The sequence below is a fragment of the Streptomyces sp. NPDC002573 genome (genome assembly GCF_042889625.1).
GTDB lineage: Bacteria > Actinomycetota > Actinomycetes > Streptomycetales > Streptomycetaceae > Streptomyces > Streptomyces gibsoniae.
Genome location: NZ_JBIARC010000016.1, coordinates 43881 through 69898, shown reverse-complemented (window position 1 = coordinate 69898; position 26018 = coordinate 43881). Strand labels below are relative to the sequence as shown.

The window sequence follows — 26018 nt, the reverse complement described above, 5'->3', positions numbered from 1 at the left end:
CCCGTCCGTTCACGCGGGGGGACGCCTGGTCCAGAGGTTGCGACGCTAGTGCAGGGACGTTTCAAGAGGGATGGCAGCGCTTCGGCCGAGCCGGAGCCGCATGGCGGGACCGACCGCGGTTCCTCGCCCCAGCACGCCCAGAACCCAGGACCGGCCCCGGCCGGCAGTGGTCCCGAGCGGTCCGGGCGCCCCACCACGCCCGCGGCGGGCCCCACGGCACCCACGCCGCCGGCCCCGCCGAAGACGAAGACATCACTCGACCCGGGCACGCGCATAGCGCTGCGCAACTGGCGCATCTCCACGCGCCTGGTGTCGCTGCTCGCGCTCCCCGTGGTCGCCGCCACCTCGCTGGGTGCCCTGCGCATCAGCGACAACATGGACCAGATCCAGCAGCTCGACAACATGAAGCTGCTGACGGACATGACCAAGCAGGCGACCCAGCTGGCCGCCGCGCTCCAGGAGGAGCGCGACCAGTCCGCCGGTCCGCTCGCCCACGGCGCCACGGCGTCCGACTACACGGTCAAGGGTGTCCGCGACAAGACCAACCGGGCCCGCTCCTCCTTCCTGGAGGGCACCCAGGAGATCGGCGACGCCTCCGACAGCGGCCAGCTCTCCGGTGTCCGCGACAGCGTCGTCGGCATCGCGAGCGAGCTGAACAACCTCAGCGCGATCCGGGCCACCGCCTACAAGGACCCGAAGAACTCCACGCAGACGGTCGAGGCGTACCACCGTCTGATCACGCAGCTGCTCAGCCTCTCCCAGGACATGGCGGAGGCCACCAGCAACCCGGAGATGATCCAGCGCACCCGCGCACTGGCGGCCTTCTCCACCGCCAAGGAGTACGCCTCCATGCAGCGTGCGGTGATCGCCGCCGCCCTGCCCGCGAACATCGACACGTTCGGCACCCTCTCCGAGAACGACCGGCAGTACGCCCTGTCGGCCCTGGAGAGCCAGGACTCCGAGCTCGACAGCTTCCGCAGCATCTACGGCGACGGCGCCGAGGACCTGACGAAGCCGATCGACCAGGGCAGCCCGACGATCGAGGCCGCCGACCAGTACGCCAGCCGCGTCCTGAAGAGCACGTCCGGTATGCGCAACCAGGACAAGCGCTCGTACAAGGACTGGGTCGACGACGACTCGACCAAGCTCGAGCAGATGAAGAAGATCGAGGGCACGCTGCTCGAGCAGATGGAGCAGAAGGCCCGCGAGCTGAAGAGCGCCTCCCAGAACGAGGCGATCATCTCCGGTGCGCTGGTCCTGCTCGTCCTCGGTGTCTCCCTCGTCGGCGCCTTCGTCGTGGCCCGCTCCATGATCCGCTCGCTGCGCCGTCTGCAGGAGACCGCCACCAAGGTCGCCCAGGACCGGCTGCCCGAGCTGGTCAAGCAGCTGTCCGAGTCCGACCCGCAGGACGTCGACACGTCCGTGGAGTCGGTCGGTGTCCACTCCCGGGACGAGATCGGCCAGGTGGCCGCGGCCTTCGACGACGTGCACCGCGAGGCCGTCCGCCTCGCCGCCGAGCAGGCCCTTCTCCGGGGCAACGTCAACGCGATGTTCACCAACCTCTCGCGCCGCTCCCAGGGTCTGATCCAGCGCCAGCTGTCGCTGATCTCCGAACTGGAGTCCCGCGAGGCCGACCCGGACCAGCTGTCCTCGCTGTTCAAGCTCGACCACCTCGCGACGCGTATGCGCCGTAACGGTGAGAACCTCCTCGTCCTCGCGGGTGAGGAGCCCGGCCGACGCTGGACCCGCCCGGTCCCGCTGGTCGACGTGCTCCGTGCCGCCGCGTCCGAGGTGGAGCAGTACGAGCGCATCGAGCTCGCCGCGGTGCCGACCACCGAGGTCGCCGGCCGCGTCGTCAACGACCTCGTGCACCTCCTCGCCGAGCTGCTCGAGAACGCCACCTCCTTCTCCTCGCCGCAGACCAAGGTCAAGGTCACCGGTCACGCGCTGCCCGACGGCCGCGTCCTGATCGAGATCCACGACACGGGTATCGGTCTGTCCCCCGAGGACCTCGCCCAGATCAACGAGCGCCTCGCCTCGCCGCCCACCGTGGACGTGTCGGTGTCCCGGCGCATGGGTCTGTTCGTGGTCGGTCGTCTGTCGCAGCGCCACGGCATCCGCATCCAGTTGCGGCCCTCCGACTCCGGCGGCACGACCGCGCTGGTCATGCTGCCGGTCGACGTCGCCCAAGGCGGCAAGAAGCCCGCTCCGGGCAAGCCCGGTGCCCCCTCCTCGGGCGGTCCGGCCGCCGCGCAGGCCGCCGCGGGCGCGGCGGCGGCGCGTCGCCAGGCCCAGCAGAGCGGTTCGTCCTTCGGTACCGGTTCGTCCGGCGGCTCCGCACTGGGTGCCGCCCCGCAGCGCGGGCAGGTGGGCCCCGGAGCGGGCCCGCGCGCCGCGCTCCCCGGCAACACCCCCGGCGGCCGTCCCGGAACCCCGCAGCAGGGCCGCCCGGGCTCGGGCGCCTTCGGTCAGGGCGGCTCCTTCCAGGACTCCACCTCCCGGCAGGGCGGTTTCGGCGACGGCGGCTTCGGCGAGAGCACCCCGGGCACGCGTCCGGCGGGCTTCGGTGACAGCACCCCGGCGGCCGCTCCGCAGCAACAGCCACAGCAGCCGCAGCAGAAGCAGAAGCAGCCCAAGGAGCGCGGCGGGCGACGCCGTCCGCAGCTGCCCGGCCGCGGCGGTGCCCGTGCCGAGCTGCCCGGTGGCGACCAGCAGCAGCGCACCCCGAGCTGGAGCGACGAGAACGCGCAGCCGCCGGTGCCGCGTGCCTCGCTGGACGCCCCGCGCGGCCACGAGGAGCCGGACGCCCTGACCTCGACGTCCCCCATGCCGCGGATCGACGACCGGCAGGGCCCGGGCGCGACGGCCGAGATCCCGCGTTTCGACGACCGCCAGGGACTCCCCGCCGCTCCCGAGTTCCCGCGCCCGGACGCCAACGCCGCCCAGAACGGCGGCCAGTTCGTCCGCCAGGACATCTTCGGCAGTGGGAACCCGGGCGGCGCGACGGGCCAGTTCCCGGCTCAGGGCCGTGGCCAGGACACGGGCCAGTTCCCGATGCCGGGCCGTGGCCAGGACACCGGACAGTTCCCGGCCCAGGGCCGTGGCCAGGACACGGGCCAGTACCCGATGCCGGGCCGTGGCCAGGACACCGGACAGTTCCCGGCCCAGGGCCGTGGCCAGGACACGGGCCAGTACCCGGCGCCCGGACGCGCCCAGGACCCGGCCGCCACCGGCCAGTACCCGGCCCAGGGCTACGACGCCTCCGGCACCGGTCAGTTCGCCGCCCCGGGCTACGGAAACCGCCAGGACTCCACCGGCACCGGCCAGTTCGAGCGCCCGCAGCCGGCGGGCGACGGCTACGGCACGTCCCTGCCGCCGGCCCAGCACCGTCCGCAGCAGCCGCCGCGCCGCCAGGAGCCTGAGGCGCTGCCGCCGGCGCCGGGCCCCGGTGACGGACGTACGCCGCTGTACGACACGCTGGAGACCAACTGGTTCCGCGGCGGGCAGGGTCAGGGGCAGCAGCCCGGCAACGGCTCCGCGCCGCAGGCCCGGCAGCAACCGCAGCAGCAGTCCCCCGCGGCACCCCAGCGTCCGGCCGCCGCCAACGCGGCCTGGCGCACCTCGCCGAACGACGAGCTCGTCCGCCAGGCCGAGCGCGTGCGGCAGCCCGCCGCGGGCGGCATCACCACCTCCGGCCTGCCGCGCCGGGTCCCGCGTGCGAACCTCGTGCCGGGCACGGCTCAGCAGCAACAGCACCAGACCGGTCCGCAGGTCTCGCGTTCGCCTGACGACGTACGCGGCCGGCTGACCAATCTCCGACGGGGCATCGCTCAGGGTCGCCAGGCCGGTACCGGCCAGACCGGCAGCTTCCCCAGCCCCACTCACCAGCAGGAGCGTTAGTTGAGCCCGATGAGCCAGGCGGCACAGAACCTCAACTGGTTGATCACCAACTTCGTGGACAACACCCCCGGGGTGTCCCACACCGTCGTCGTGTCCGCCGACGGACTCCTTCTGGCGCTGTCGGAAGGCTTCCCGCGCGATCGCGCCGACCAGCTGGCGGCGGTCGCCTCCGGGCTCACCTCGCTGACCGCGGGCGCCTCCCGGATCTTCGAGGGCGGCACCGTCGCACAGACGGTCGTCGAGATGGAACGCGGGTTCCTCTTCCTCATGTCCGTCTCGGACGGCTCGTCGCTCGCCGTGCTCGCCCACCCCGAGTGCGACATCGGTCTCGTCGGCTACGAGATGGCGCTCCTGGTGGACCGCGCGGGGGCGGTCCTCACGCCCGACCTGCGCGCCGAGCTCCAGGGCAGTCTGCTCCACTGATAGGTCCCGGCACCACCCACCTCACCAAATCACCGTCCGGCCGCCACAATCCCCCCACCGGCCCCGTCAGACGGCACGACTGACCGACTTGCTGTCCCGCCCGGAGGATTCATGACCCCGCCCACCGCCCATCATGATCCGTACGCCGAGCCGTACGGGGACGAGGGCGACCAGCCGCTGGTACGTCCCTACGCGATGACCGGCGGCCGGACCCGGCCGCGTTATCAGCTCGCCATCGAGGCGCTGATCAGCACGACGGCCGACCCGGCCCAGCTGATGGGACTGCTGCCGGAGCACCAGCGGATCTGCCACCTGTGCCGCGAGGTGAAGTCGGTGGCCGAGGTGTCGGCGCTGCTCGCCATGCCGCTCGGTGTGGCCCGGATCCTCGTCGCGGACCTCGCGGAAGCCGGCCTCGTCGCGATCCACCAGCCGGGTGGCGACGAGAACAACGGCGGCGCGCCGGACGTGACACTGCTCGAAAGGGTGCTCAGTGGACTTCGCAAGCTCTGACGGCGGGCGGGCGACCACCTCCGCGAAGATCGTGGTCGCGGGCGGCTTCGGCGTGGGCAAGACCACGTTCGTCGGCGCCGTCTCCGAGATCAACCCGCTGCGCACGGAGGCCGTGATGACGTCCGCTTCGGCGGGCATCGACGACCTCACCCACACCGGGGACAAGACCACCACCACGGTGGCCATGGACTTCGGCCGTATCACCCTGGACCAGGACCTGATCCTGTACCTGTTCGGCACCCCCGGCCAGGACCGCTTCTGGTTCATGTGGGACGACCTCGTGCGCGGCGCCATCGGCGCCATCGTCCTGGTCGACACCCGCCGTCTGGCCGACTGCTTCCCGGCCGTGGACTACTTCGAGAACTCGGGCCTGCCCTTCGTCGTGGCCCTCAACGGCTTCGAAGGGCACCAGCCCTACACGCCCGACGAGGTCCGCGAGGCGCTGCAGATCGGACCGGACACCCCGATCATCACCACCGACGCCCGCCACCGCGCGGACGCCAAGAGTGCCCTGATCACCCTGGTCGAACATGCCCTCATGGCCCGTCTGCGGTAGATCAAGTCGTCGGCGCCATACGGCAGTTGTCGTAGATATGCGGGAGCCGACTGTGGCGTTTGACACGGTCGGCCCCGCTGTTCATAACGTTTCGACAGAGAAATCCGGTGGTATCGCCACGCGTCGCGGTCACTCGGTGTCGCTGCGCTCACAAAAGCCCCGCCTTTTGGCGGGGCTCGCTCTTTATGACCGTTTTATCTGGCGCTTACAGCGGGCGGAACTCCCACTTCCGAGTGTTTGGAATCGCGCAGGTTGACGTGCTGGAATGCCTGAACTGCCCAGTAGTCAAGGACGTACCAGTCTCAGACAGGGCTCTGGAGACACCGCGGCACGACGTAGGTGCCGTCGCCGAGAGGTTGTTGGTCGAGTGAGGCGAAGCAAGAAAAGTCCCGAGCCGTCGGCACGGGGCAACTTCACCCCGCCGCCGCGCGGAGCGGCACCCGCACAAGTGCCCGGTCCGGAGCCGACGGCTACGCCGCCCAGTGGCAGCCGCTTCTCCCCGCGCAACTGGCGCGTGCCGACCAGGCTGAACGCGATCCTGCTCATACCCGTGCTGGTCGGCCTGGTCATGGGCGGCTTCCAGGTGAAGAGCTCGATCGACACCTGGCAGCAGGCGCGCGACGCGGAGAACACGGCCCGTCTCGTGCAGGCCTCCCTGGCCTATGCCGACCGGCTCTACGAGGAGCGCGACGGCTCCGCCCAGTACCTGCTGAACCCCACGAGCGGCGGCCAGAAGAACCCGACCGTCCTCCAGCTCTACGCCGCCACCGACAAGGCCGCCCAGGCCTTCGACGAGGCCGCGAAGAACATGCCGCACAAGTCGGGTCTGGAGCGGCGCCTGGCCATCTTCCGCCAGACCGAGACCAAGCTGCCGGCGCTGCGCAAGCAGGCCTACTCCGCCGAGGTCAAGGGTGTGGGGACCGAGGAGGGCTACGTCGGGGTCGCGCACCCGCTGATGGAGTTCGCCAACGAACTCGGTCTCGGCACCGGCAACATCACCAGCTACGGCCGTACCGTCTACGCCATCTCGCTCACCAAGGCCGCGCTGTCCCTGGAGCGCTCGATCGGCATGCACATGCTCATCGAGCAGAACGTCAAGCCCACCGACCTCGGCGCGCAGCGCGTCGCCCTGTCCTCGTACGCCTACCTCGAGGGCATCGCCGTCGAGGAGTACCTCGGTGGCGGTACCGCGGCGGACGCCAGGAAGCTGGACGAGGCCACGCAGCAGGTGCAGGCGGAGGGCAAGGCCCAGGCCGAGCAGGCCGCCGCCGACGCGAAGGCCAAGGGCCAGACCTTTGTGCCGCCGCCCTCCGACAAGACCATGGTCACGGACCTCGCCACGGCACAGTCCGCCAGCGCGACGGCCCGCGCCGAGCTGGCCCAGCAGGGCGTCACCGCCCCGAACTGGTGGGCGGTCAACACCCTCAAGTACAACGCCTACCGCCAGCTCGAGTTCAACCTGGCCGACAAGGCCGTGTCGGACGCCTCGACCATCGCCGACAACGCCCAGCAGTCCGCGTTCATCACCGGTGCCATCGTCGTCGTCGCCCTGCTCGCCGCGTTCATCATCGCCGGCCTCATGGCCCGCCAGATGAGCCGCTCGATGCGCCAGCTGCGCAATGCCGCCTTCGGTGTCGCCGAGCAGCGCCTGCCGATGCTGGTCGACCAGCTCTCGCGGACCGACCCGGGCCGTGTCGACACCCGTGTCGCGCCCATCCCGATCGCCACCACGGACGAGATCGGCGAGGTCGCCCGCGCCTTCGACCAGGTCCACCGCGAGGCCGTCCGGCTCGCCGCCGAGCAGGCCCTGCTGCGGGGCAACATCAACGCGATCTTCACCAACCTCTCGCGCCGCAACCAGTCGCTGATCGAGGGCCAGCTGACCCTGATCACCGACCTGGAGAACAACGAGGCCGACCCGGACCAGCTGGAGAACCTCTTCCGCCTGGACCACCTGGCCACCCGTATGCGCCGCAACGGCGAGAACCTCCTCGTCCTCGCGGGCGAGGAGCCCGGCCGCCGCTGGGACCAGCCGGTCCCGCTGGTCGACGTGCTGCGCGCCGCCTCCTCCGAGGTGGAGCAGTACGAGCGCATCGAGCTCTCCGGCGTTCCGGAGGCCGAGATCCACGGCCGCGCCGTGACCGACCTCGTGCACCTGCTCGCCGAGCTGCTGGAGAACGCGACCACGTTCTCCTCGCCGCAGACCAAGGTCCGCGTGACCGCGACCCGTCTCCCCGACGGCCGCGTCATGGTCGAGATCCACGACAAGGGAATCGGCCTGACCGCCGAGGACTTCGCGGACATCAACCACAAGCTGGCCAACCCGCCGACCGTGGACGCCGCGATCTCCCAGCGCATGGGTCTGTTCGTGGTCGGCCGGCTGTCCGACCGGCACGGCATCCGCGTCCAGCTGCGTCCCTCCGGCGAGCAGGCCGGCACCACCTCGCTGGTCATGCTCCCGGACGCCATCACCCACGGTGGTGGCGGCGAACAGCCGCTGGAGCGCGACGAGTTCACGGTCTCGCAGATCATCCCGGAGCAGCAGTTCCAGGGTGAGAACTTCGGGTCGGCGCAGCCGCTGCGCACGGCCGCGGAGCTGGGCTTCGACGACAGTCGCTACTCCGAGGTCCCGGACGACGTCCGGGGGCTGGACCCCGTCGGCCGCTCGCTGATGCGCGAGGGGCGCCGTGCGGCCCTGGAGGCCCAGGCGCACGTCCACGACAGGCCGCAGGAGCAGCAGGAGCCCGCGCCGGGCTACCGGGAGAACTTCGAGGCTCCCCAGCCCGCGTTCGGCAACGCGCAGCAGACGTACGACGACGGCCGGCAGGCGTACGACACCGGGCAGCACGCCTACGGCGACCAGCAGGCCGCGTACGACCAGCGGACGGCGTACGAGGAGCCCCAGCAGCCGGCGTACGAGGACCAGTACTTCTCGCAGAACGGCACCCTGTCGCAGAGTGACGGCTTCCCGTCCGGCGGCGGCTACCCGGAGCCCGGCTATACGGAGCCGCTCCAGCAGAACCGCTCCGCGGGCCAGGCCACCGCGTCGAATGCGTTCGCTGCCTTCGACGAGTCGCCCTACCAGGACGACTTCCAGAACGGTTACCGGGCCGATTACGCTCCGGAAACGGAATCCACGCAGGCCGCTGACGCAAGTGAGCAGGACCGCGTAGGCTTCGACCGTCCGGGACCGACTCCCTCCGCCGGTCACGCGCTGACCGACTCCGGACTGCCCCGCCGCGGCTCCACCGCGAACGGCGCGGCCGGCCGGCCGCAGCCCGTGACGCAGGAACCGCCGGCGGCCACGGAGAACAGCGACGACTGGCGCTCCGCCAACGATCAGCGGTGGCAGCAGGCGTCGCAGCTCCGGAAGCCCAAGGCGGGCGGAGTCACCTCCTCCGGTCTGCCGCGGCGCGTGCCCAAGGCGAACCTGGTGGAGGGCGCCGCGGAGACGACCCCACAGGGAGGCCCACAGGTCTCCCGCGCCCCGGAGGATGTCCGGGGCAGGCTGAGCAACCTGCGTCGAGGCGTCCAACGCGGACGCAGCGCAGGCAGTGAAACGAACGGCCAGGGCTTCGGTCCTGACAGCACCTACGACCAGGAGCGTTAGTGTGAGCCCGATGAGCCAGGCGGCACAGAACCTGAACTGGTTGATCACCAACTTCGTGGACAACACCCCCGGTGTGTCCCACACGGTGGTGGTCTCCGCCGACGGACTCCTTCTGGCGATGTCCGAAGGCTTCCCGCGCGATCGCGCCGACCAGCTGGCGGCCGTCGCGTCCGGACTGACCTCGCTGACCGCGGGTGCCTCCCGCATCTTCGAGGGCGGCAGCGTGAACCAGACGGTTGTGGAGATGGAGCGAGGATTCCTCTTCATCATGTCCATCTCCGACGGTTCGTCGCTCGCGGTTCTCGCACACCCGGAGGCGGACATCGGCCTCGTCGGGTACGAAATGGCCCTCCTGGTGGACCGTGCGGGTACGGTCCTTACTCCGGACCTTCGTGCGGAGCTTCAGGGAAGCCTTCTCAACTAACAGACGAACGGTGTGTCTTGGCGTCCCGGCACCGTAAGGTTTCGGGACGCGGCTTCCACAGGGATGGGTGCCCAGCGCAGTCGGAGGAGGAGAGAACGTGGCAACACCCCCAGGCGGTTCGCCCGCGGGTAATTGGTCCTATGGCCCCGGCCAGGGCCAGGGTGAACAGAACCGGTACAACTTCCCCTCCACGCCGAGCCAGCGGCGTCAGCCGTACGCGCCTCAGGGTCCCGGCCCGTCGCCGTACGACCAGCCGCCGGCGCCGCGTATCCAGCCTGTGCAGCCGCAGCGCCGCTCCCCCGAGCCGGCGCCCGCTGGGTCGTCGAACAACCCTCTGGTGCGTCCGTACGCCATGACGGGCGGCCGTACCAGGCCGCGCTACCAGCTCGCCATCGAGGCGCTGGTGCACACCACCGCGCAGCCGCACCAGATGCAGGGCCAGCTGCCCGAGCATCAGCGGATCTGCAACCTCTGCCGGGAGATCAAGTCGGTGGCCGAGATCTCGGCGCTGCTCACGATTCCTCTCGGCGTGGCCAGAATCCTCGTCGCCGACTTGGCGGAGGCGGGTCTGGTCGCCATCCATCAGCCCGGCGGCGACGAGAACGCCGGCGGCCAGCCAGACGTGACACTGCTCGAAAGGGTGCTCAGTGGACTTCGCAAGCTCTAGCGGCGGTCCTTCCCGCTCCACCACCTCCGCGAAGATCGTGGTGGCGGGCGGCTTCGGCGTGGGCAAGACCACGTTCGTCGGCGCCGTCTCGGAGATCAACCCGCTGCGCACCGAGGCCGTCATGACGTCCGCTTCGGCGGGCATCGACGACCTCACCCACACCGGAGACAAGACCACCACCACGGTGGCCATGGACTTCGGCCGTATCACCCTGGACCAGGACCTGATCCTGTACCTGTTCGGCACCCCCGGCCAGGACCGCTTCTGGTTCATGTGGGACGACCTCGTGCGCGGCGCCATCGGCGCCATCGTCCTGGTCGACACCCGCCGTCTGGCCGACTGCTTCCCGGCGGTCGACTACTTCGAGAACTCGGGCCTGCCCTTCGTCATCGCCCTCAACGGCTTCGACGGCAACCAGCCGTACAACCCCGACGAGGTCCGCGAGGCGCTGCAGATCGGACCGGACACCCCGATCATCACCACCGACGCCCGCCACCGCGCGGACGCCAAGAGTGCCCTGATCACCCTGGTCGAGCACGCGCTGATGGCCCGCCTGCGCTAGGCGGACACCAGTCTTCGGGGAAATCCCCGCGCCCTTTGGGGCGCGGGGATTTTCGTTGCGTGCGTGTGCGCCGGGACGTCCGTGTCCGACCGCGTCCGGGCCTCTGCACGCGTCCGGACATCGAGAAGGGCCCCTCCGGCGGTGGAGGGGCCCTTCTCGTATCGCTGAAGCGGCGTGAGACTAGCTGTGCCAGCTGTGGGGCGCCCGGAAGCCGGGCTCGCGGTCCAGGCGGCGCCAGCCGGCCTTGGCGCGGCGCCGGTGGACCGGGGAGACGGCGGGCCGGGCGGCCGCGCGGGCCAGGAGGACGGCCGTGATGGCGGCGACCTCCTCGGGCTCGGCGTGGCCCTTCTCGACGCGGATGTCGGGAGCGTTCATGGGTGTCAGTCTCCGTAAGAGAGGGGTCCGCGGGATTACCGCGATGGATCCGCTCGGTTACTGCGGGGGGTTGCCGTGCTTACGGGCGGGCAGGTCCGCGTGCTTCGCCTGCAGCATCGCCAGGGACTTGATCAGCACCTCGCGCGTCCGGGCCGGGTCGATGACGTCGTCCACCAGGCCCCGCTCCGCCGCGTAGTACGGATGCATCAGCTCGGACTTGTACTCCTTGACCATCCGGGCCCGCATGACGTCCGGGTCCTCCGCGCCCGCGATCTGACGGCGGAAGATGACGTTGGCGGCACCCTCCGCGCCCATCACGGCGATCTCGTTGGTCGGCCAGGCGTAGGTGAGGTCAGCGCCGATGGACTGGCTGTCCATGACGATGTACGCACCTCCGTACGCCTTGCGCAGGATCAGCGAGATCCGCGGCACGGTCGCGTTGCAGTAGGCGTACAGCAGCTTCGCGCCGTGACGGATGATTCCGCCGTGCTCCTGGTCGACCCCGGGCAGGAACCCGGGGACGTCCAGGAGCGTCACCAGCGGAATGTTAAAAGCGTCACACATCTGGACAAAGCGCGCAGCTTTTTCCGAGGCCTCGATGTCGAGGACACCGGCGAGGGTCTGCGGCTGGTTGGCGATGATGCCCACGACCTGGCCGTCCAGCCGGGCCATCGCGCAGATGATGTTGCGCGCCCAGCGCTCGTGGACCTCCAGGTACTCGCCGTCGTCGACGATCTCCTCGATGACCTTGGCCATGTCGTACGGGCGGTTGCCGTCGGCCGGGACCAGGTCCAGCAGGACGTCGCTGCGGCGGTCCACGGAGTCCGTGGGCTCGACCCGCGGCGGGTTCTCGCGGTTGTTCTGCGGGAGCAACGACAGCAGGTAGCGCACCTCGGCGATGCACGTCTCCTCGTCGTCGTACGCGAAGTGGCAGACGCCGGAGGTCTCGGCGTGCACATCGGCGCCACCCAGGCCGTTCTGGGTGATCTCTTCGCCGGTGACGGCCTTGACCACGTCCGGGCCCGTGATGAACATCTGGGACGTCTCGCGGACCATGAACACGAAGTCCGTGAGGGCGGGGCTGTAGGCCGCGCCGCCCGCGCACGGGCCGAGCATCACGCTGATCTGCGGGATGACGCCGGAGGCCTTGGTGTTGCGCTGGAAGATGCCGCCGTAGCCGGCGAGCGCGCTGACGCCCTCCTGGATACGGGCACCGGCACCGTCGTTCAGGGAGACCAGCGGCGCGCCGGCCGCGATGGCCATGTCCATGATCTTGTGGATCTTGGTGGCGTGGGCCTCGCCGAGGGCGCCACCGAAGATCCGGAAGTCATGGGCGTAGACGAAGACCGTACGGCCCTCCACCGTGCCCCATCCGGTGATCACACCGTCGGTGTACGGCTTCTTGGCCTCCAGGCCGAACCCGGTCGCCCGGTGCCGGCGCAGCTGCTCGACCTCCTGGAAGGACCCCGGGTCCAGGAGCAGCTCGATGCGCTCCCGGGCGGTCAGCTTGCCCTTGGCGTGCTGCGCCTCGGTCGCCTTCTCGCTGGGACCGGCGAGGGCCCGCGCACGAATCTCGTGCAGTTCGGCGACGCGCCCGCGCGCGTCGGTGGGCTCGCTCCCGGAATCTACAGCCTCGTCCAAAACGGTCATGTAGCGACCTTACGAAGTCCACCAAGCAAAGCGGCCCGTTGACTCCGTACAGTCTCCGGCCCGTTTTCCTGGTACCCCTGAACAGAACCATGCCCCGATGCAGCCGATCCGACTGCTCCAGGGGGCCGAGCATTGTAGGGCCCGGACAAAGCCGTCACCCGGATGGCGCGGCGGATTCGGCGCCGCACATGCCCTCCCCGGAGTGACAGGGAACCTCGATTGGCGGTGCCCCACCGTACCCGCTCTCCGCAAGGTTGAAAGTTGAACGGAATGGAGTTACCGTCGTCTCCATCCACACTCGTTGAACATTCAACCGTTTCTGAGCCCCGGCCTTCCGCCCGGAAGCCGGGAACCGTCCCCCAGAGGAGCAAGATCATGGGCATCTTCGGCCGCAAGAACACCCCCGCCACCGCCGACGCCGCGGTGAACCCCGACCTCGCCGCGCTGACCGGCGACTACGTCGTGGACCCCGCTCACACCACGATCGGTTTCGTGGCCCGCCACGCCATGGTGACGAACGTCAAGGGCGGCTTCCAGGACTTCGAGGGCACGCTGCACCTCGACGGCTCGGACCCCGCCAGGTCCCGCGCGACGATCGACGTGAAGATGGACAGCATCGACACGGGTTCGGCCGACCGCGACGGCCACCTCAAGAGCGCCGACTTCTTCAAGACCGACGAGCACCCGATGATGACGTTCCGCTCCACCGGGGCGCAGGCACTGGGCGGCGACGACTACCGGATCACCGGCGACCTCACGATCCTCGGCACCACCAAGCCGATCACCATCGACCTGGAGTTCAACGGCGCGGCCAAGGACCCGTTCGGCAACGAGCGCGTCGGTTTCGAGGGCAAGACGGAGCTCCTGCGCTCGGAGTGGGGCCTGACCTGGAACGCGGCCCTGGAGACGGGCGGTGTGCTGGTCTCCGACAAGATCAAGCTGGTCTTCGACATCTCGGCGATCAAGCAGGCCTGACCCTTCCCACCGCGAACACCGCGGGGACACCGCGCCACGCGGCCCGTCCGAGAGAGCCCGCCCTCCGATTCCCTATGGAGAGCGGGCTCTCGGCGTCAGCGGCCGGTGTCCCCGGTGACGGCCGCCGGAAGGCCCTCGGAACGGCGCCACGGCCTGCCGGAACGCGCCGTGGGCCGCCCCCGCCCCGGCAGCAGCCACCAGGCCGCCGCCACCGACAGGACCGCGCCGCCTGCGATGGCCGCCAGGCGGGTCGGCAGCAGGTCCTGGGCGTTCTCGCCGAAGTAGCCGAGCAGCAGGGACAGCGTCGTGGTCATGCCGGCCGCCCAGTACGCGTCGCTGAGCGGGCGCAGCCACAGGGCCACCGCCAGCACGGCGAACATCACGGCCACCGCGGTGCGGCCGGAGATCCCGGCCGCGGCCACGCCGGTGGCGAGCAGCGTGCCCGCCAGCGCGCCGGCGAACCGCTCCAGCCCTTTGCGCAGGACGTCCGTCCGGCCCCGGTTGCCGTTCGCGGTCAGGTAGGCGGTGAGCACCGCCCAGGGCCAGTGGTGGTCGAAGAGGAGCCGGCCGAGGAGGAAGGCGACGGCCACGGCGGCCGCCATCTGCACGGCCATACGGGTGCTGGGGCGGGGGCGAAGCCGGGAGACTCTGCGCGGCACCGCAGGTTCCGGATCCGGGCGCCAGGGGCCGTAACGGTCGCCCAGTTCCTGCACCAGCCAGACACAGCCGCACGCCGACACGGCGATCAGCGCCGACCAGGCCCAGTTCACCAGCCCGCCCTGAGCCCGCGGTGGCAGCGCGGGGCCGGGCACCACCAGCAGCGCCACGAGCGGCAGGGTGATGAGCGTGCCCGCCTTGGCCGCCGCCGGGCCGTAGCGGCGGCGCCAGATGGCCGACCAGATCGCCGCCGTGTAGACGGCGGCGCCCACGGCGTAGTGCTGCGCAAGCAGCCGGCCGAGCAGTTGTGCCGCTCCCGCCGCCACCGGCAGCACCACGAGTGCCGTGAGGCGGCGGCGCGTGTCCGCGGTGCGCTGGGCGGAGGCGAGGGGTGAGGGTCAGCGCGACCGCGAGGACGACGACGTCCGTGTGCAGCCCGGCGGCTCCCTCCAGCCACAGGGCGGCGGCCCAGCAGAGCCGCACGGCGGTCATCGTCAGCCCGGCTTCGTACGCGTTGCGTATGATGTTCGCTGGCATGCTCCCAATATTAAGGAGTCGAGCAGCGACTAACAGTACGCATTGCTTACGATAGAGGCATGGAGCATCTCTCTGAGGCCGCCGCGCTCCGGCGCGGTGTGGTCCGGCTCGGCCGTCGGCTGCGGCAGGAGCGCGGTGAAGGAAGCCTGAGCCCCAATCAGCTGGGGGTGCTCGGTCATCTGCACCGGCACGGCCCCGCGACGCCGGGCGAGATCGCGGCGGCCGAGCGGCAGCGGCCGCAGTCGCTCACCCGGGTCTTCGCCGAGCTGGAGGCGGAGGGGCTGATCGCGCGGGAGCCGGACCCCGTGGACCGGCGTCAGTCCGTGCTGCGGCTCACCGAGGACGGGCGCCGGACGCTGGCGCGGGACATGGCCGAGCGGGACGCCTGGCTGGCCGCCGGGCTCGCCTCGCTCGGGGAGACGGAACGCGGGGTGCTGGCGCTGGCGGCCGCGTTGATGGAGCGGCTCGCGACCACCGGCACGCCCCCCGAGGACGTCTGACGCAAGGGGCGTCGGCCGGCGTCAGAACCCTCCGCCGAAGTCCCCTCCGCCGCCCCCGCCGAAGTCCCCTCCCCCGCCGTCGCCGAAGCCGCCGCCGAAGTCCCCGGGGTCGAAGTCCGCGCCGGACGTGTCGCCGCCGTCGTAGCCGCCGAAGTCGCCGTAGCCCGCGCCGTAGTCCGCCGCGTACGAGGGGGTGGACATCATGCTGCCGAGCAGGGTGCCGACCAGCAGGCCGGGCAGGATGCCACCGCCGAAGTAGCCGCCCGCCCAGGGGCCGTAGGCCGGGCCCGCGTCCCAGTAGGGGCGGCGGCCGTAGTCCGTGTCGACCTCGCGGACCGCGGGGTCGAGGCCGTCGGCCAGCCGGGCCCGGTCCGCCGCGCAGACGGGCACCTCGCGCGGGGCGCCGCCGGCGGGCGTCCAGACCGCGTCGGCGACGGACGGTCCGTGGCGCGGGTCGAAGAAGCACGGCGGCCGGCGCTCGGGCAGGGGGCGGCCCTCCCGGCGGGCGGCGAGCACCGCCAGCGAGAAGCGCCCGTCCTCCAGGGCCTGGGTGACGGCCTTCACGTCCTCCGGGCGCTGCGCCGCGGCCATGGCCGACTTCGCCTGGTCGTAGGCGTTCAGGGCCCGTTCGTAGTCCGCGCGCATCGCGTCGTCCGCGCCCGCCTCCCCGGGGTGGAAGTCGAGGCGGTCCAGTTCCTCGCCGAAGGCGGTGATGTCCTCGTCGACCACGACCCGCAGCTTCTGCAGCGCGGCCTGCTGCTCCTCCTCCCGCCGGCGCCGCCCGCGCCGGACGAGCGCGTAGGCGCCCGCGCCGCCGACCACCAGCACCGCGGCGACCGCGATCAGCGCGGTGGAGGAGACCCCGCCGTTGCCGCCCGTGCCGCCCCAGGTCGACGGGGCGTGGCCCCGGACGCTGCCGAGCGCACGGTCGGTGAAGTCGTTGAGCTGGGTCCTGGCGGACTCGCCCTGCACGCTGGTGACCAGGTTCCGCACGGCCGCGCGGGGCAGCACCGAGGAGTCGGCCCGGGCGTCGAAGCGGTCGCCGAGGCGGATCGCGTACACACCGGTGATGCCGGTGGCCGTGCGGAGGTCGGAGAACAGGTTCTGGGTGGGGTAGCCGGCGGGCAAGACGGCCACGAAGACCGGTTTGCCGGCGTCCTCGATCTTCTTCGCCAGGGCTTTCGCGTCCGGGGCGGGCAGTTGCCCGGAGGCCGCCGGATCGACGTAGACGGGGCTCTTGCGCAGCGCCGCGGCGACGGCCGAGACGTCCGTCGCGGCCTGGGCGCGCGGAGCGCCCGCGTACAGCACCGTCAGGGCCGCCATGAGCAGCGCGACCAGCGGTACGGCGAATCCTCTGACCAGTACGGCCTTCATACCTCGACGCTACCCGAAGGCGATCGGAACGGGGCGGCCTGAAGGGGGTGCGGAAGGGGGCGGTGCCCGGTGGGCACCGCCCCCTGTCCGGCAGCTGTCAGGCCACCGCCCGGTAGGCCTCCGTCAGCTCGGCCACCGCCGCCGCGTACCTGCCCGTCAGCAGCAGATGGTCCGCGTCCGCGAACGGTCCCGCGATCGCCGCCGTGAGCGCGGAGCCCGCCTTCTGCTGGACGAGCAGCCGGGCCCTGGTGACGATCTCACGGCCCGCGCTCGCGGAGCCCGACCCCTCGGCCGCCGCGGCCGCGATCGACAGCGCCTTCAGGGTCGCCGCACCCCCTGCCGGGACCTTGGTGAGCGTGGTCAGTCCCCAGCCGTACGGGAACTGCGGGTCGTACGACGCGTCACCGACGTTGATCGGCAGCTGGGCCTCCGACTTCGGCCAGGTCACCGGGAGCTGTCCGGTGAACGGGCGCCTGCCGTAGAGCACGTCCGCCACGCCGTCGCCCTCAGTGCCCGGCAGCCAGGAGGCCACCAGGGCGTCGATCTTGCCGAGCCGGTCGCCGATCAGCTGCGGACGTCCGGAGACGATCAGCACCGCGCACTTCATGGCGCCGCACACCTTGTCCACGGCGGCCTGGTCGGCGGCGGACAGCTGGAGGCTGTGGCCGTTGCCGACGTCGCCGACGCCCTCGGCGTAGGGGGTCTCGCCGACGACGACCACCCCGACGTCGTAGCCGCTCAGCGGTGCCGAGGCGTCCTTGGAGTAGGTAACGTCTCCCCCGGCCTTGCGCATCGCCTGAAGGATGGTCGTGCCCTGGGTGTGGGTGCCGGAGGCGCCCTGCCAGGTGAGGGTCCAGCCGCCGGTCTGGTTGCCGAGGTCGTCGGCGTTGGATCCGGCGACGTAGACCTTCTGGCTCTTGTTCAGCGGCAGCACGCTGCCCGCGTTCTTCAGCAGCACCTGGGACTCGGCGGCCGCCTGCCGGGCCACGGCCCGGTGCGCGGCGGAGCCGATGTCGGCGGCGCCGCTCGTGTCGGCGTACGGGTGCTCGAAGAGCCCCAGCCGGAACTTCTGCGTGAGGATGCGCGAGACGGCGTCGTCGATCCGCTTCTCGGTGACGCGGCCCGCCTTCACGTCGTCGATCAGCGTCGTACGGAAGTCCTTGTACGTGTACGGCACCATCATCATGTCGACGCCGGCGTCGACCGACGTGCGGATGTGGGAGGCGTAGTCGCCCGGGAGCTGGTCGATGGCGTTCCAGTCGCTGATGACGAACCCGTCGAAGCCCATCCGGCCCTTCAGCACGCCGTTGATCATGTCGGCGCGGGCGTGCATCTTCACCGGGCCCCGGCCGTCGCCGATGATGTCGAGCGAGGAGTACGACGGCATGACCGAGCCGATGCCGCGGTCGACGGCCGTCTGGAACGGAGCCAGATGGACGGCCTCCAGCTCCTGCCGGGTGACCTTGGTGACGCCCTGGTCGATCTTGTACGAGCCCGTGGTCGACGAGCCGTACTCGGTGCCGCCGTCGCCGACGAAGTGCTTGGCGGTGGCGAGGACCTTGTCGTTCCGGCTCAGGTCCCGGCCGTCCGCGCGTCCCTGGAGACCCTGGATGATCGTCTCCATGGACTTCACCAGCGCCGGGTCCTCACCGAAGGACTCGTAGGAGCGGCCCCAGCGCTCGTCGCGCGAGACGCACAGACAGGGCGCGAAGTCCCAGGGGATGCCGGTGGCCCGCACCTCACTGGCCGTCACCGCGCCGGTCCTCTCGGCGAGTCGGGGATCGCGGGTGGCCCCGATGCCGATGTTGTGCGGCATCACCGTGGCACCGGCGAGGTTGTTGTGGCCGTGGACGGCGTCGACCCCGTAGATCAGGGGGATCTGGAACCGGGTCGCCTGCGCCCGCAGCTGGAAGGAGTCGATCATCTGCGCCCACGCCGCGGGGGTGTTGGGCGTCGGGGTCGAGCCGCCGCCGGACAGCAGCGAACCCAGGTCGTAGGACGCGATGTCGCCCTGAGAGGTGAGGCCGGCGCGCTCGGCCTGGGTCATCTGGCCGGCCTTCTCCTCCAGGGACATCCGGGAGAGCAGGTCCGCGACCCGCTTGCGCACCGGCAGCCTGCTGTCCAGGTACGGCAGTCCATGGGCGTCGATGACCACCTGCGGGGTCTCGGCGGGGGCCTTGGCGCCGGTGACGGCCAGCTTGAGCGGGATGGTCTCGGCGGGCTCGGCGGACTTGTCCTTGAGGGTGCGCACCTCGATGGTCCGTGTGCTGCCGGAGGCGGTCCCGGCCGGGAAGGTGAGGGTGCCGCTGACCGGGGTGTAGTCGGTGCCGGAGCCGGCGGTGCCGCCTGTCGTGTCGTAGGCGACGGTGACGGGCTCCTCCAGGGGCGCGGAGCCGGTGGTGGCGACGGTGACCTTCACCCGCGCCGTGCCGCCCTCCCTGACCGGGTAGACGGCGGAGTCCGTGGTGACGGAGGCCCGGCGGGACTGGTCGGCCTTGCCGTACAGCTCGACGTCGTCCATGGCGAAGCGGCCCTTGACGCCGGGCGGGAGCGTGACCGCGTACCCCCACATCTCGGTGAGGCCGAGGACGTGGTCGATGCCGCCGACGGGCTGGTAGTCCGTGCGATAGGTGAAGGCGTCGAACGGGATCTGGATCTGCTTCCAGCCGGTGAAGTCATCGGTGAACGAGGTCGTCCACAGCTCGGAGGCCTCGCCGTTCGCGCCGCCGTCCTTGATCTCGAAGGCGATCTTCCTGCCGTTGTCCTGGCCGTCCCACCAGAAGCGGATGCCCTGGTGGGCGGACCAGTCGTGGGCCGGCCGGCCCGCGGCGAAGTCATGGGTGAAGCCGCCGTAGCCGCTGATGTCGTAAGTGCCGCTGAGGACCTTGGCGCCCTCGGGGGCGTCCGTGCGGTCGGTGAGCTGCAGCGTGGGCGGGTCGTCGGCGTCGCCGCCCCAGGTGAAGATGCCCTCGGCGGGCTGGCTCGCGAAGGGCACCTCGCCCTCGAAGCGGTCCACCGGGACGGGGGCGGGGTCGTCGGCGCCGGACGCGGTGCCGGCGGCGCTGAGCGGGATCAGGCCGGTGAGCAGGGCGGCGGAGGCGATCAGGGCGGTTCTTCGCATGGACCTTCCCTTGGGCTCTCGTAGTCCCCATAGTGGGCTTACGACTTAGATCACGGCGTGAGTTAACTGGCGCACCGCGCCACCGTCAAGACTTCACGTCAGAACAGGTACGGACCCAAGTCCCTGTGGAAGAAGGTGTGTTGTTCCTTCGGGAACTGAACGCGCACCCCCTTGACGCAGCTCCGGCGTCGTCATTTACTCACGCCTCGCACGCCTCCCATCCCCCACTCCAGAAGGGCGGCGCTCCATGAGAAGACCTCTGCGCGCGGCGCGCGTGCTCCTCGCCGGGCTGCTGACCTGTGCCGGGCTGACCGCGGCGGGCACCCTGCCCGCGCACGCGGCCGGCGAGCAGGTCACGGCCTGGCTGACCACGACCGACGACAGCGGCGGACGGCATGTGGTCCGCGGGCTCCAGCCACAGACGCCGTTCGCGTTCCAGCCGGGCACCGGCGGCGCCGGCGAGAACATCACCGTCGACGAGAACACCCGCTACCAGACCTTCACCGGCGGCGGCGCGTCGTTCACGGACACCGCGGCCTGGCTGATGAACAGCAGCGGGGCGCTGTCGCAGGCGACACGGGACGCGACCATGCGGAAGCTGTTCTCGCCGACCGACGGGATCGGGCTGTCGTTCCTGCGCAACCCGATGGGCGCCTCGGACCTGGCCCGCTACGGCTACACGTACGACGACGTGCCGGCCGGGCAGACGGACCCGAGCCTGACGAAGTTCTCGATCGCGCACGACCTGGCCGACGTGGTGCCGCTGACACGGCAGGCGCTCCAGCTCAACCCCTCGCTGACCGTGATGGCCACCCCGTGGACGGCACCCGCCTGGATGAAGGACAGCGGGCAGCTCAACGGCGGCTGGCTGAAGGCGGAGGACTACGGGGCCTACGCGTCGTACTTCGTGAAGTACCTCCAGGCCTACAAGGACCAGGGCGTCCCCGTCTCCTACGTCACCGCCCAGAACGAGCCGACGTGCTGCTCCGGCTATCCGTCGATGAGCTGGAACGCGTCCGGGCTCGCGTACTTCACCAAGTCCGAGCTGCTGCCGAAGCTCCAGGCGGCGGGCCTTGCGGCCAAGGTGCTGGCGCACGACTGGAACTGGGACACCTACGACAACTACGCCGCCCAGACGGTGGACGACGCGGCGGTCCGTTCCCACCCCAACTTCGGCGGGATCGCCTGGCACGGGTACGGCGGCGACGTGACCGAGCAGACCAGCGTCCACAACCAGTACCCGCAGCTGGACGCGTTCGGCACGGAGCACTCGGGCGGCACCTGGATCGCCAACCAGCAGCGCGAGGACATGCTCAACATCGTCGACTACACCCGGAACTGGGCGAAGTCGGTGACGAAGTGGTCGCTCGCGGTCGACCAGAACATGGGCCCGCACAACGGCGGCTGCGGCACCTGCACCGGCCTGATCACGGTCCACAACGGGGACGGGGCGAGCGGGACCGTCGACTACACGATCGAGTACTACACGATGGGCCATCTGACGAAGTTCGTACGGCCGGGGGCGCAGCGCATCGCGTCGACGGCCGACTCGGCGGTGCCGAACGTCGCCTGGCGGAACCCGGACGGCTCCAAGGCCCTGATCGCGTACAACGACGCGTCGTCGGCGAGGACCGTGACCATCGACTGGGGCGGTCAGCACGCGACCTACTCGCTGCCCGGCAAGACGTCGGCGACCTTCACCTGGTCGGGGACCCAGTCGGGCGGCGGCGACCGGTCGGGGGCGTTCGTGGGTCTCGCGGGCAAGTGCCTGGACGTGGCGGGGGCGTCGAACGCCAACGGCACCGCGGTGCAGCTCTACGACTGCAACGGGTCGAGTGCCCAGCAGTGGACGGTGCAGGGCGACGGTTCCGTTCAGGCGCTCGGCAAGTGCCTTGATGTGTCGGGTGGTTCGACCGCGGACGGGGCCAAGGTCCAGTTGTACGACTGCAACGGAACCGGCGCCCAACAGTGGTCGTACAACTCTTCGACGGGTGATGTGGTCAACCTTGCGGCGAACAAGTGCCTCGACGTGACGGACAACTCGTCGGCGAACGGGGCACGGGCGCAGATCTGGTCGTGCACGGGTGCCGCGAACCAGAAGTGGCGACTTCAGTAGCGCAAGAGGTGACGGCAGGCGCCGCCCCCTCGACGGGAGGGGGCGGCGCCCATGCGTCGGACGGTCCGGGCGGTGGCGGGCACGATCGGGGCGGCTGCCCTGCTGAGCGGCTGCGCGGCGGTCGATCTGCCGCTGGCGGCCGTGGGGCCGGGCGCGGACGGCGCGCCGGACGCGCTCATCCGGCCGTGCGGTGACGACGCCTACCGGGGCCCGGCCCTCGACGGCCGCGCCGGCTCCGACGCCGGGGGCCTGGTCACCACCGGCTGGGACACACACGGCGAGCACACCGGAGACGCCGCGTTCCCGCTGTTCACGCCCCCGGCCCGCTGGCACGCCCGCCACCGGGGGGCTCGGCGGCTGCTGCCGGACCACACCTACACGCTGTCCTTCGGCCACTACGTCACCGGCGACTCCTACAACGGCGTCGTGACCTTCTCGGCCGAGGACTTCGCGACGCTGCGCCCCGGCCAGGTCTGGGCCGACGGCCGGGCCATGAGCCGCGGCGAGTTCGAGAAGCTCGCCGCGGACTCCTGCTGAGGCCCGCCGGCCCGGGGCACTACTCCGCGGGCTCCACCCCGGCCCGCAGCAGGCCGTAGGTGTAGGCGTCCTCCAGCGCCTGCCAGGACGCCGCGATCACGTTCTCCGCCACACCGACCGTGGACCACTCGCCCCGGCCGTCGGAGGTGGAGATGAGCACACGGGTCGTGGACTGTGTGCCGTGCTTGCCCTCCAGGATGCGGACCTTGTAGTCGACCAGGTCGAGGGCGGCCAGCTCGGGGTAGATCTTCTCCAGCGCGACCCGCAGCGCCCGGTCCAGGGCGTTGACCGGGCCGTTGCCCTCCGCCGTCGCGACGATGCGTTCGCTCTTCGCCCAGAGCTTCACCGTCGCCTCGTTGGCGTGGGTGCCGTCGGGGCGGTCCTCGACGATGGCCCGCCAGGACTCGGTGCGGAAGTAGCGCAGCGGTTTGCCCGCCACCTCCTCGCGCAGCAGGAGTTCGAAGCTCGCGTCCGCGGCCTCGTAGGTGTAGCCCCTGAGCTCGCGCTCCTTGACCCGGTCCACGACCCGGCCGATCAGCTCCCGGTCGCCGCCCAGGTCGACGCCCAGCTCCTTGCCCTTGAGCTCCACCGAGGCCCGGCCCGCCATGTCGGAGACCAGCATCCGCATGGTGTTGCCCACCAGCTCGGGATCGATGTGCTGGTACAGGTCCGGGTCCACCTTGATCGCGGACGCGTGCAGGCCCGCCTTGTGCGCGAAGGCCGAGACACCCACGTACGGCTGATGGGTGGAGGGCGTCAGATTGACGACCTCGGCGATCGCGTGCGAGATACGGGTCGTCTCGCGGAGCCTGCCCTCGGGCAGCACCTTCTTGCCGTACTTCAGTTCCAGGGCCGCCACGACCGGGAAGAGGTTGGCGTTGCCCACCCGCTCGCCGTAGCCGTTCGCCGTGCACTGCACATGCGTGGCGCCCGCGTCCACCGCCGCGAGGGTGTTCGCGACGGCGCACCCCGTGTCGTCCTGGGCGTGGATGCCGAGCCGGGCGCCCGTGTCCGCGAGGACCGTGGAGACCACCGCGTTGACCTGCGCGGGCAGCATGCCGCCGTTGGTGTCGCAGAGGATGACGACGTCCGCGCCCGCCTCCCACGCCGCGCTGACCACCGCCTTGGCGTACTGCGGGTTCGCCCGGTAGCCGTCGAAGAAGTGCTCGCAGTCGACGAAGACCCGGCGGCCCTCGGCCCGCAGATGCGAGACGGTGTCCCGGATCATCTCCAGGTTCTCGTCGAGCGTGGTGCGCAGGGCCAGCTCGACATGGCGGTCATGGGACTTCGCGACCAGGGTGATCACCGGCGCGCCCGACTCCAGCAGCGCCCTGACCTGCGGGTCCTCGGCCGCCTTGCCGCCCGCCCGGCGGGTGGCGCCGAACGCGACGAGCTGGGCGTGCCGGAAGTCGATCTCCTGCTGGGCGCGGGCGAAGAACTCGGTGTCCCGCGGGTTGGCACCGGGCCAGCCGCCCTCGATGAAGCCCACGCCGAAGTCGTCCAGGTGCCGTGCGATGGCCAGCTTGTCCGCGACGGTGAGGTTGATGCCCTCGCGCTGCGCGCCGTCGCGCAGCGTGGTGTCGAAGACGTGGAACGAATCGTCGAGTTCGCTGGTTGCCGTCATGGTCTCAGGGCTCCTGTATGGGATCTCGGTCTACCGGAATGACCGGCTCCACCGTCCTTCCATGGTCCCGCGCACCTCCGCTCCCGGCTGATGGTGGGCCAGGAAAACGAAAGACCTCTCGCGGGTGCGAGAGGTCTGCGCGCGGGTCGAGGACGACGATGGCCGCCCGTACCTGGTCGTACGAGGCGGTCACTGCGGACCGGCGCGCCTGCTGCCAATAATCATGGCGAACGTAAGCACGGGGGCAGTCTGGCACATTCCGCCCCCGCGCTCACCGCCGTCTCAGGATGCGGTCGTCAGCGTGGACGGCTCGGTGGCGTCCATCCGTGCCAGATCCAGATCCCGGGTCTCCCGCATGGTGAGGTACACCACCAGCGACACGGCGGCGCAGCCCGCCACGTACCAGAAGAAACCGGACTCGATGCCCGCGTTCTTGAACCACAGGGCGACATACTCCGCCGTGCCCCCGAACAGCGCGTTGGCCAGGGCGTACGGGAGGGCGACGCCGAGGGCGCGGATTCCCGTCGGGAACAGCTCCGCCTTCACACACGCGTTGATCGACGTGTATCCGGTGACCACGACCAGGGCCAGGAGCGACAGCCCGAGGGCCGGCCAGAAGCTCCCCGCGTGCTTCAGCAGGGTCATGATCGGCACGGTCAGGAACGTGGAGCCGACCGCGAAGGTGATCAGCAGCGGACGGCGCCCGATCCGGTCGGAGAGCCGGCCGGCGAGCGGCTGGAGGCAGGCGAACACGATCAGCGCGGTGAAGGAGACGAGGGTCGCGGTCTGCTTGGACAGGCCCGCCGAGTTCGACAGGTACTTGGTCAGGTAGGTGGTGTACGTGTAGTACGCGACCGTGCCGCCCATGGTCAGGGCCATCACCAGGAGCGCCTCACGCTTGTGCCGCCACAGCGCGCGCAGCGTGCCACGCTCCTCGCCGCCGGTCTCGTCGGCCTCGTAGACCTCCGTCTCCAGCATGCTGCGCCGCAGATAGAAGATCACCGCCGCGCCGAGGGCGCCCACCACGAACGGGATGCGCCAGCCGTAGCTGTGCAGCGCGTCGTCGGACATCGTGCGCTGCAGGACGATCTGAAGGCCGAGGCCCACGATCTGGCCCGCGGTCATCGACACGTACTGGAAGCTGGAGGCGAAGCCGCGCCGCTTGGGGTCGGACGCCTCGGTGAGATAGGTCGCGCTGGCCGCGTACTCGCCGCCCACCGAGAGGCCCTGCAACAGGCGGGCGACCAGCAGGACGAGCGCGCCGCCGTACCCGGCGACGGCGTAGGTCGGCGCGATCGCGATGAGGATCGCGGAGGCGGACATCAGCGTGACCGGCGGAACCCGCCCGGTTGCCGAGCACATACGCGATGTGGGTGCCGTGCCGGCTGACCGACCACACCTCGCCCAGTTCGGCGTCCGAGGGCGGGGGGCCGGCCAGATCCGCTGGGAGTGCCCGGTCCGGCGGTCGTAGAGGTAGGGGGCGGGCAGGCGGCAGCCGGCCGAGTAGCGGACGGATCTGCCGTCCCGCTGATCGAGGGCGGCCCCCACCAGAAGCCGCCGCCCTCCGTCACGGCGGTCACCGCCCCGGTGGCCAGGTCCTTCACCAGCATGCACGGGAAGGCCTCGGCGCAGCCGAGGTTCTCCGCCCGCGACAGGACGGCCGCGTACCGCCCGTCGTCGCTGATCACGGCGTCGGCCGAGGCGCCGTTCGGCTGTGTCCCGTCGACCGTCGTGCTGATCCGCTCGACGGACGAGGTGCGCGGCGCCGCGGGGGACGCCGGGACGGCTGCCGGGGTGAGCGCGAGCAGCAGCGCCGCAGGCAGGGAGACGCCGGCGGACACCCGTGCGGCCATGGACATGGTTCCCCCCCGAAACCCGCCGCCCCCGGTCCCGCGCCGAG

At 71.0% G+C, this 26018-nt stretch carries 19 protein-coding genes and 1 pseudogene; 12 read left to right on the top strand and 8 right to left on the bottom strand.

Going from position 1 to position 26018, the window contains the following annotated elements:
- Positions 1-48 precede the first annotated feature (48 nt).
- The 8 genes from ACFYX0_RS17480 to ACFYX0_RS17445 all read left to right on the top strand — a co-directional run bounded on the left by ACFYX0_RS17480 (position 49) and on the right by ACFYX0_RS17445 (position 10652).
- On the top strand, positions 49-3900 hold the full coding sequence (locus tag ACFYX0_RS17480; protein WP_388971132.1) for a nitrate- and nitrite sensing domain-containing protein: 3852 nt from the start codon (positions 49-51) through the stop codon (positions 3898-3900).
- Positions 3901-3909: 9 nt separating this feature from the next.
- Positions 3910-4323 (top strand): roadblock/LC7 domain-containing protein, encoded by a 414-nt coding sequence (locus ACFYX0_RS17475; RefSeq protein ID WP_311695124.1) that lies wholly within the window; start codon positions 3910-3912, stop codon positions 4321-4323.
- A 111-nt stretch (positions 4324-4434) separates the two neighbouring features.
- Positions 4435-4833 carry a DUF742 domain-containing protein gene (locus tag ACFYX0_RS17470; protein ID WP_055493544.1) on the top strand — a complete coding sequence of 133 codons (399 nt, stop codon included), beginning with the start codon at positions 4435-4437 and terminating at the stop codon, positions 4831-4833.
- Positions 4814-5389: an ATP/GTP-binding protein gene (locus tag ACFYX0_RS17465; RefSeq protein ID WP_311695014.1), complete on the top strand. Its 576-nt coding sequence runs from the start codon at positions 4814-4816 to the stop codon at positions 5387-5389. The genes ACFYX0_RS17470 and ACFYX0_RS17465 overlap by 20 nt, the downstream gene beginning before the upstream one ends.
- Positions 5390-5756: 367 nt before the next feature.
- Positions 5757-8999, top strand: a complete 3243-nt coding sequence (locus ACFYX0_RS17460; RefSeq protein WP_388971130.1) for a nitrate- and nitrite sensing domain-containing protein — start codon at positions 5757-5759, stop codon at positions 8997-8999.
- Between the two features lie 10 nt (positions 9000-9009).
- The gene (locus ACFYX0_RS17455) at positions 9010-9423 is read left to right on the top strand and encodes a roadblock/LC7 domain-containing protein (RefSeq protein ID WP_033321188.1); all 414 of its coding nucleotides are present in this window, start codon (positions 9010-9012) and stop codon (positions 9421-9423) included.
- A 97-nt stretch (positions 9424-9520) separates the two neighbouring features.
- Positions 9521-10090, top strand: a complete 570-nt coding sequence (locus tag ACFYX0_RS17450; RefSeq protein WP_355904829.1) for a DUF742 domain-containing protein — start codon at positions 9521-9523, stop codon at positions 10088-10090.
- Entirely contained in the window at positions 10071-10652 is a 582-nt protein-coding gene (locus tag ACFYX0_RS17445) for an ATP/GTP-binding protein (protein WP_026248371.1), read from the top strand. The genes ACFYX0_RS17450 and ACFYX0_RS17445 overlap by 20 nt, the downstream gene beginning before the upstream one ends.
- Before the next feature lie 180 nt (positions 10653-10832).
- Here the strand turns inward: ACFYX0_RS17445 and ACFYX0_RS17440 are convergent, their stop codons facing one another.
- Both ACFYX0_RS17440 and ACFYX0_RS17435 read right to left on the bottom strand, forming a co-directional pair.
- Positions 10833-11027: an acyl-CoA carboxylase subunit epsilon gene (locus ACFYX0_RS17440; protein ID WP_355904826.1), complete on the bottom strand. Its 195-nt coding sequence runs from the start codon at positions 11025-11027 to the stop codon at positions 10833-10835.
- Positions 11028-11084: 57 nt separating this feature from the next.
- Positions 11085-12677, bottom strand: a complete 1593-nt coding sequence (locus tag ACFYX0_RS17435; RefSeq protein WP_388971128.1) for an acyl-CoA carboxylase subunit beta — start codon at positions 12675-12677, stop codon at positions 11085-11087.
- Between the two features lie 375 nt (positions 12678-13052).
- Here ACFYX0_RS17435 and ACFYX0_RS17430 point away from each other — a divergent pair, with 375 nt between their 5' ends.
- Positions 13053-13652 (top strand): YceI family protein, encoded by a 600-nt coding sequence (locus ACFYX0_RS17430; protein WP_311695023.1) that lies wholly within the window; start codon positions 13053-13055, stop codon positions 13650-13652.
- Between the two features lie 95 nt (positions 13653-13747).
- Here the strand turns inward: ACFYX0_RS17430 and ACFYX0_RS17425 are convergent, their stop codons facing one another.
- A complete protein-coding gene (locus tag ACFYX0_RS17425; RefSeq protein ID WP_388971127.1) occupies positions 13748-14635 on the bottom strand; it encodes an FUSC family protein in 888 nt (295 codons plus the stop codon).
- A gap of 270 nt (positions 14636-14905) precedes the next feature.
- On the opposite strand from ACFYX0_RS17425, the gene ACFYX0_RS17420 reads away from it, so the two are divergent.
- Positions 14906-15346, top strand: a complete 441-nt coding sequence (locus tag ACFYX0_RS17420; protein ID WP_355904814.1) for a MarR family transcriptional regulator — start codon at positions 14906-14908, stop codon at positions 15344-15346.
- Between the two features lie 21 nt (positions 15347-15367).
- Here ACFYX0_RS17420 and ACFYX0_RS17415 read toward each other — a convergent pair whose 3' ends face one another.
- Both ACFYX0_RS17415 and ACFYX0_RS17410 read right to left on the bottom strand, forming a co-directional pair.
- Complete coding sequence (locus ACFYX0_RS17415) at positions 15368-16720, bottom strand: hypothetical protein (RefSeq protein ID WP_388971125.1); 1353 nt, start codon at positions 16718-16720, stop codon at positions 15368-15370.
- 97 nt (positions 16721-16817) lie between these two features.
- On the bottom strand, positions 16818-19841 hold the full coding sequence (locus ACFYX0_RS17410; RefSeq protein ID WP_388971123.1) for a glycoside hydrolase family 3 N-terminal domain-containing protein: 3024 nt from the start codon (positions 19839-19841) through the stop codon (positions 16818-16820).
- A gap of 247 nt (positions 19842-20088) precedes the next feature.
- On the opposite strand from ACFYX0_RS17410, the gene ACFYX0_RS17405 reads away from it, so the two are divergent.
- Positions 20089-21957 (top strand): ricin-type beta-trefoil lectin domain protein, encoded by a 1869-nt coding sequence (locus ACFYX0_RS17405; RefSeq protein WP_388971122.1) that lies wholly within the window; start codon positions 20089-20091, stop codon positions 21955-21957.
- Positions 21958-22008: 51 nt separating this feature from the next.
- Positions 22009-22494, top strand: a complete 486-nt coding sequence (locus ACFYX0_RS17400) for a hypothetical protein (RefSeq protein WP_388971120.1) — start codon at positions 22009-22011, stop codon at positions 22492-22494.
- A 19-nt stretch (positions 22495-22513) separates the two neighbouring features.
- On the opposite strand, the gene cimA is transcribed toward ACFYX0_RS17400, so the two are convergent.
- The 3 genes and pseudogenes from cimA to ACFYX0_RS17385 all read right to left on the bottom strand — a co-directional run bounded on the left by cimA (position 22514) and on the right by ACFYX0_RS17385 (position 25971).
- On the bottom strand, positions 22514-24118 hold the full coding sequence (cimA, locus tag ACFYX0_RS17395) for a citramalate synthase (protein WP_388971118.1): 1605 nt from the start codon (positions 24116-24118) through the stop codon (positions 22514-22516).
- Between the two features lie 282 nt (positions 24119-24400).
- Positions 24401-25450, bottom strand: a pseudogene (locus ACFYX0_RS17390) (MFS transporter); the annotation flags it as partial.
- On the bottom strand, positions 25441-25971 hold the full coding sequence (locus ACFYX0_RS17385) for a hypothetical protein (protein WP_388971116.1): 531 nt from the start codon (positions 25969-25971) through the stop codon (positions 25441-25443). The gene ACFYX0_RS17385 and the pseudogene ACFYX0_RS17390, both read right to left, overlap by 10 nt.
- Positions 25972-26018: the final 47 nt, after the last annotated feature.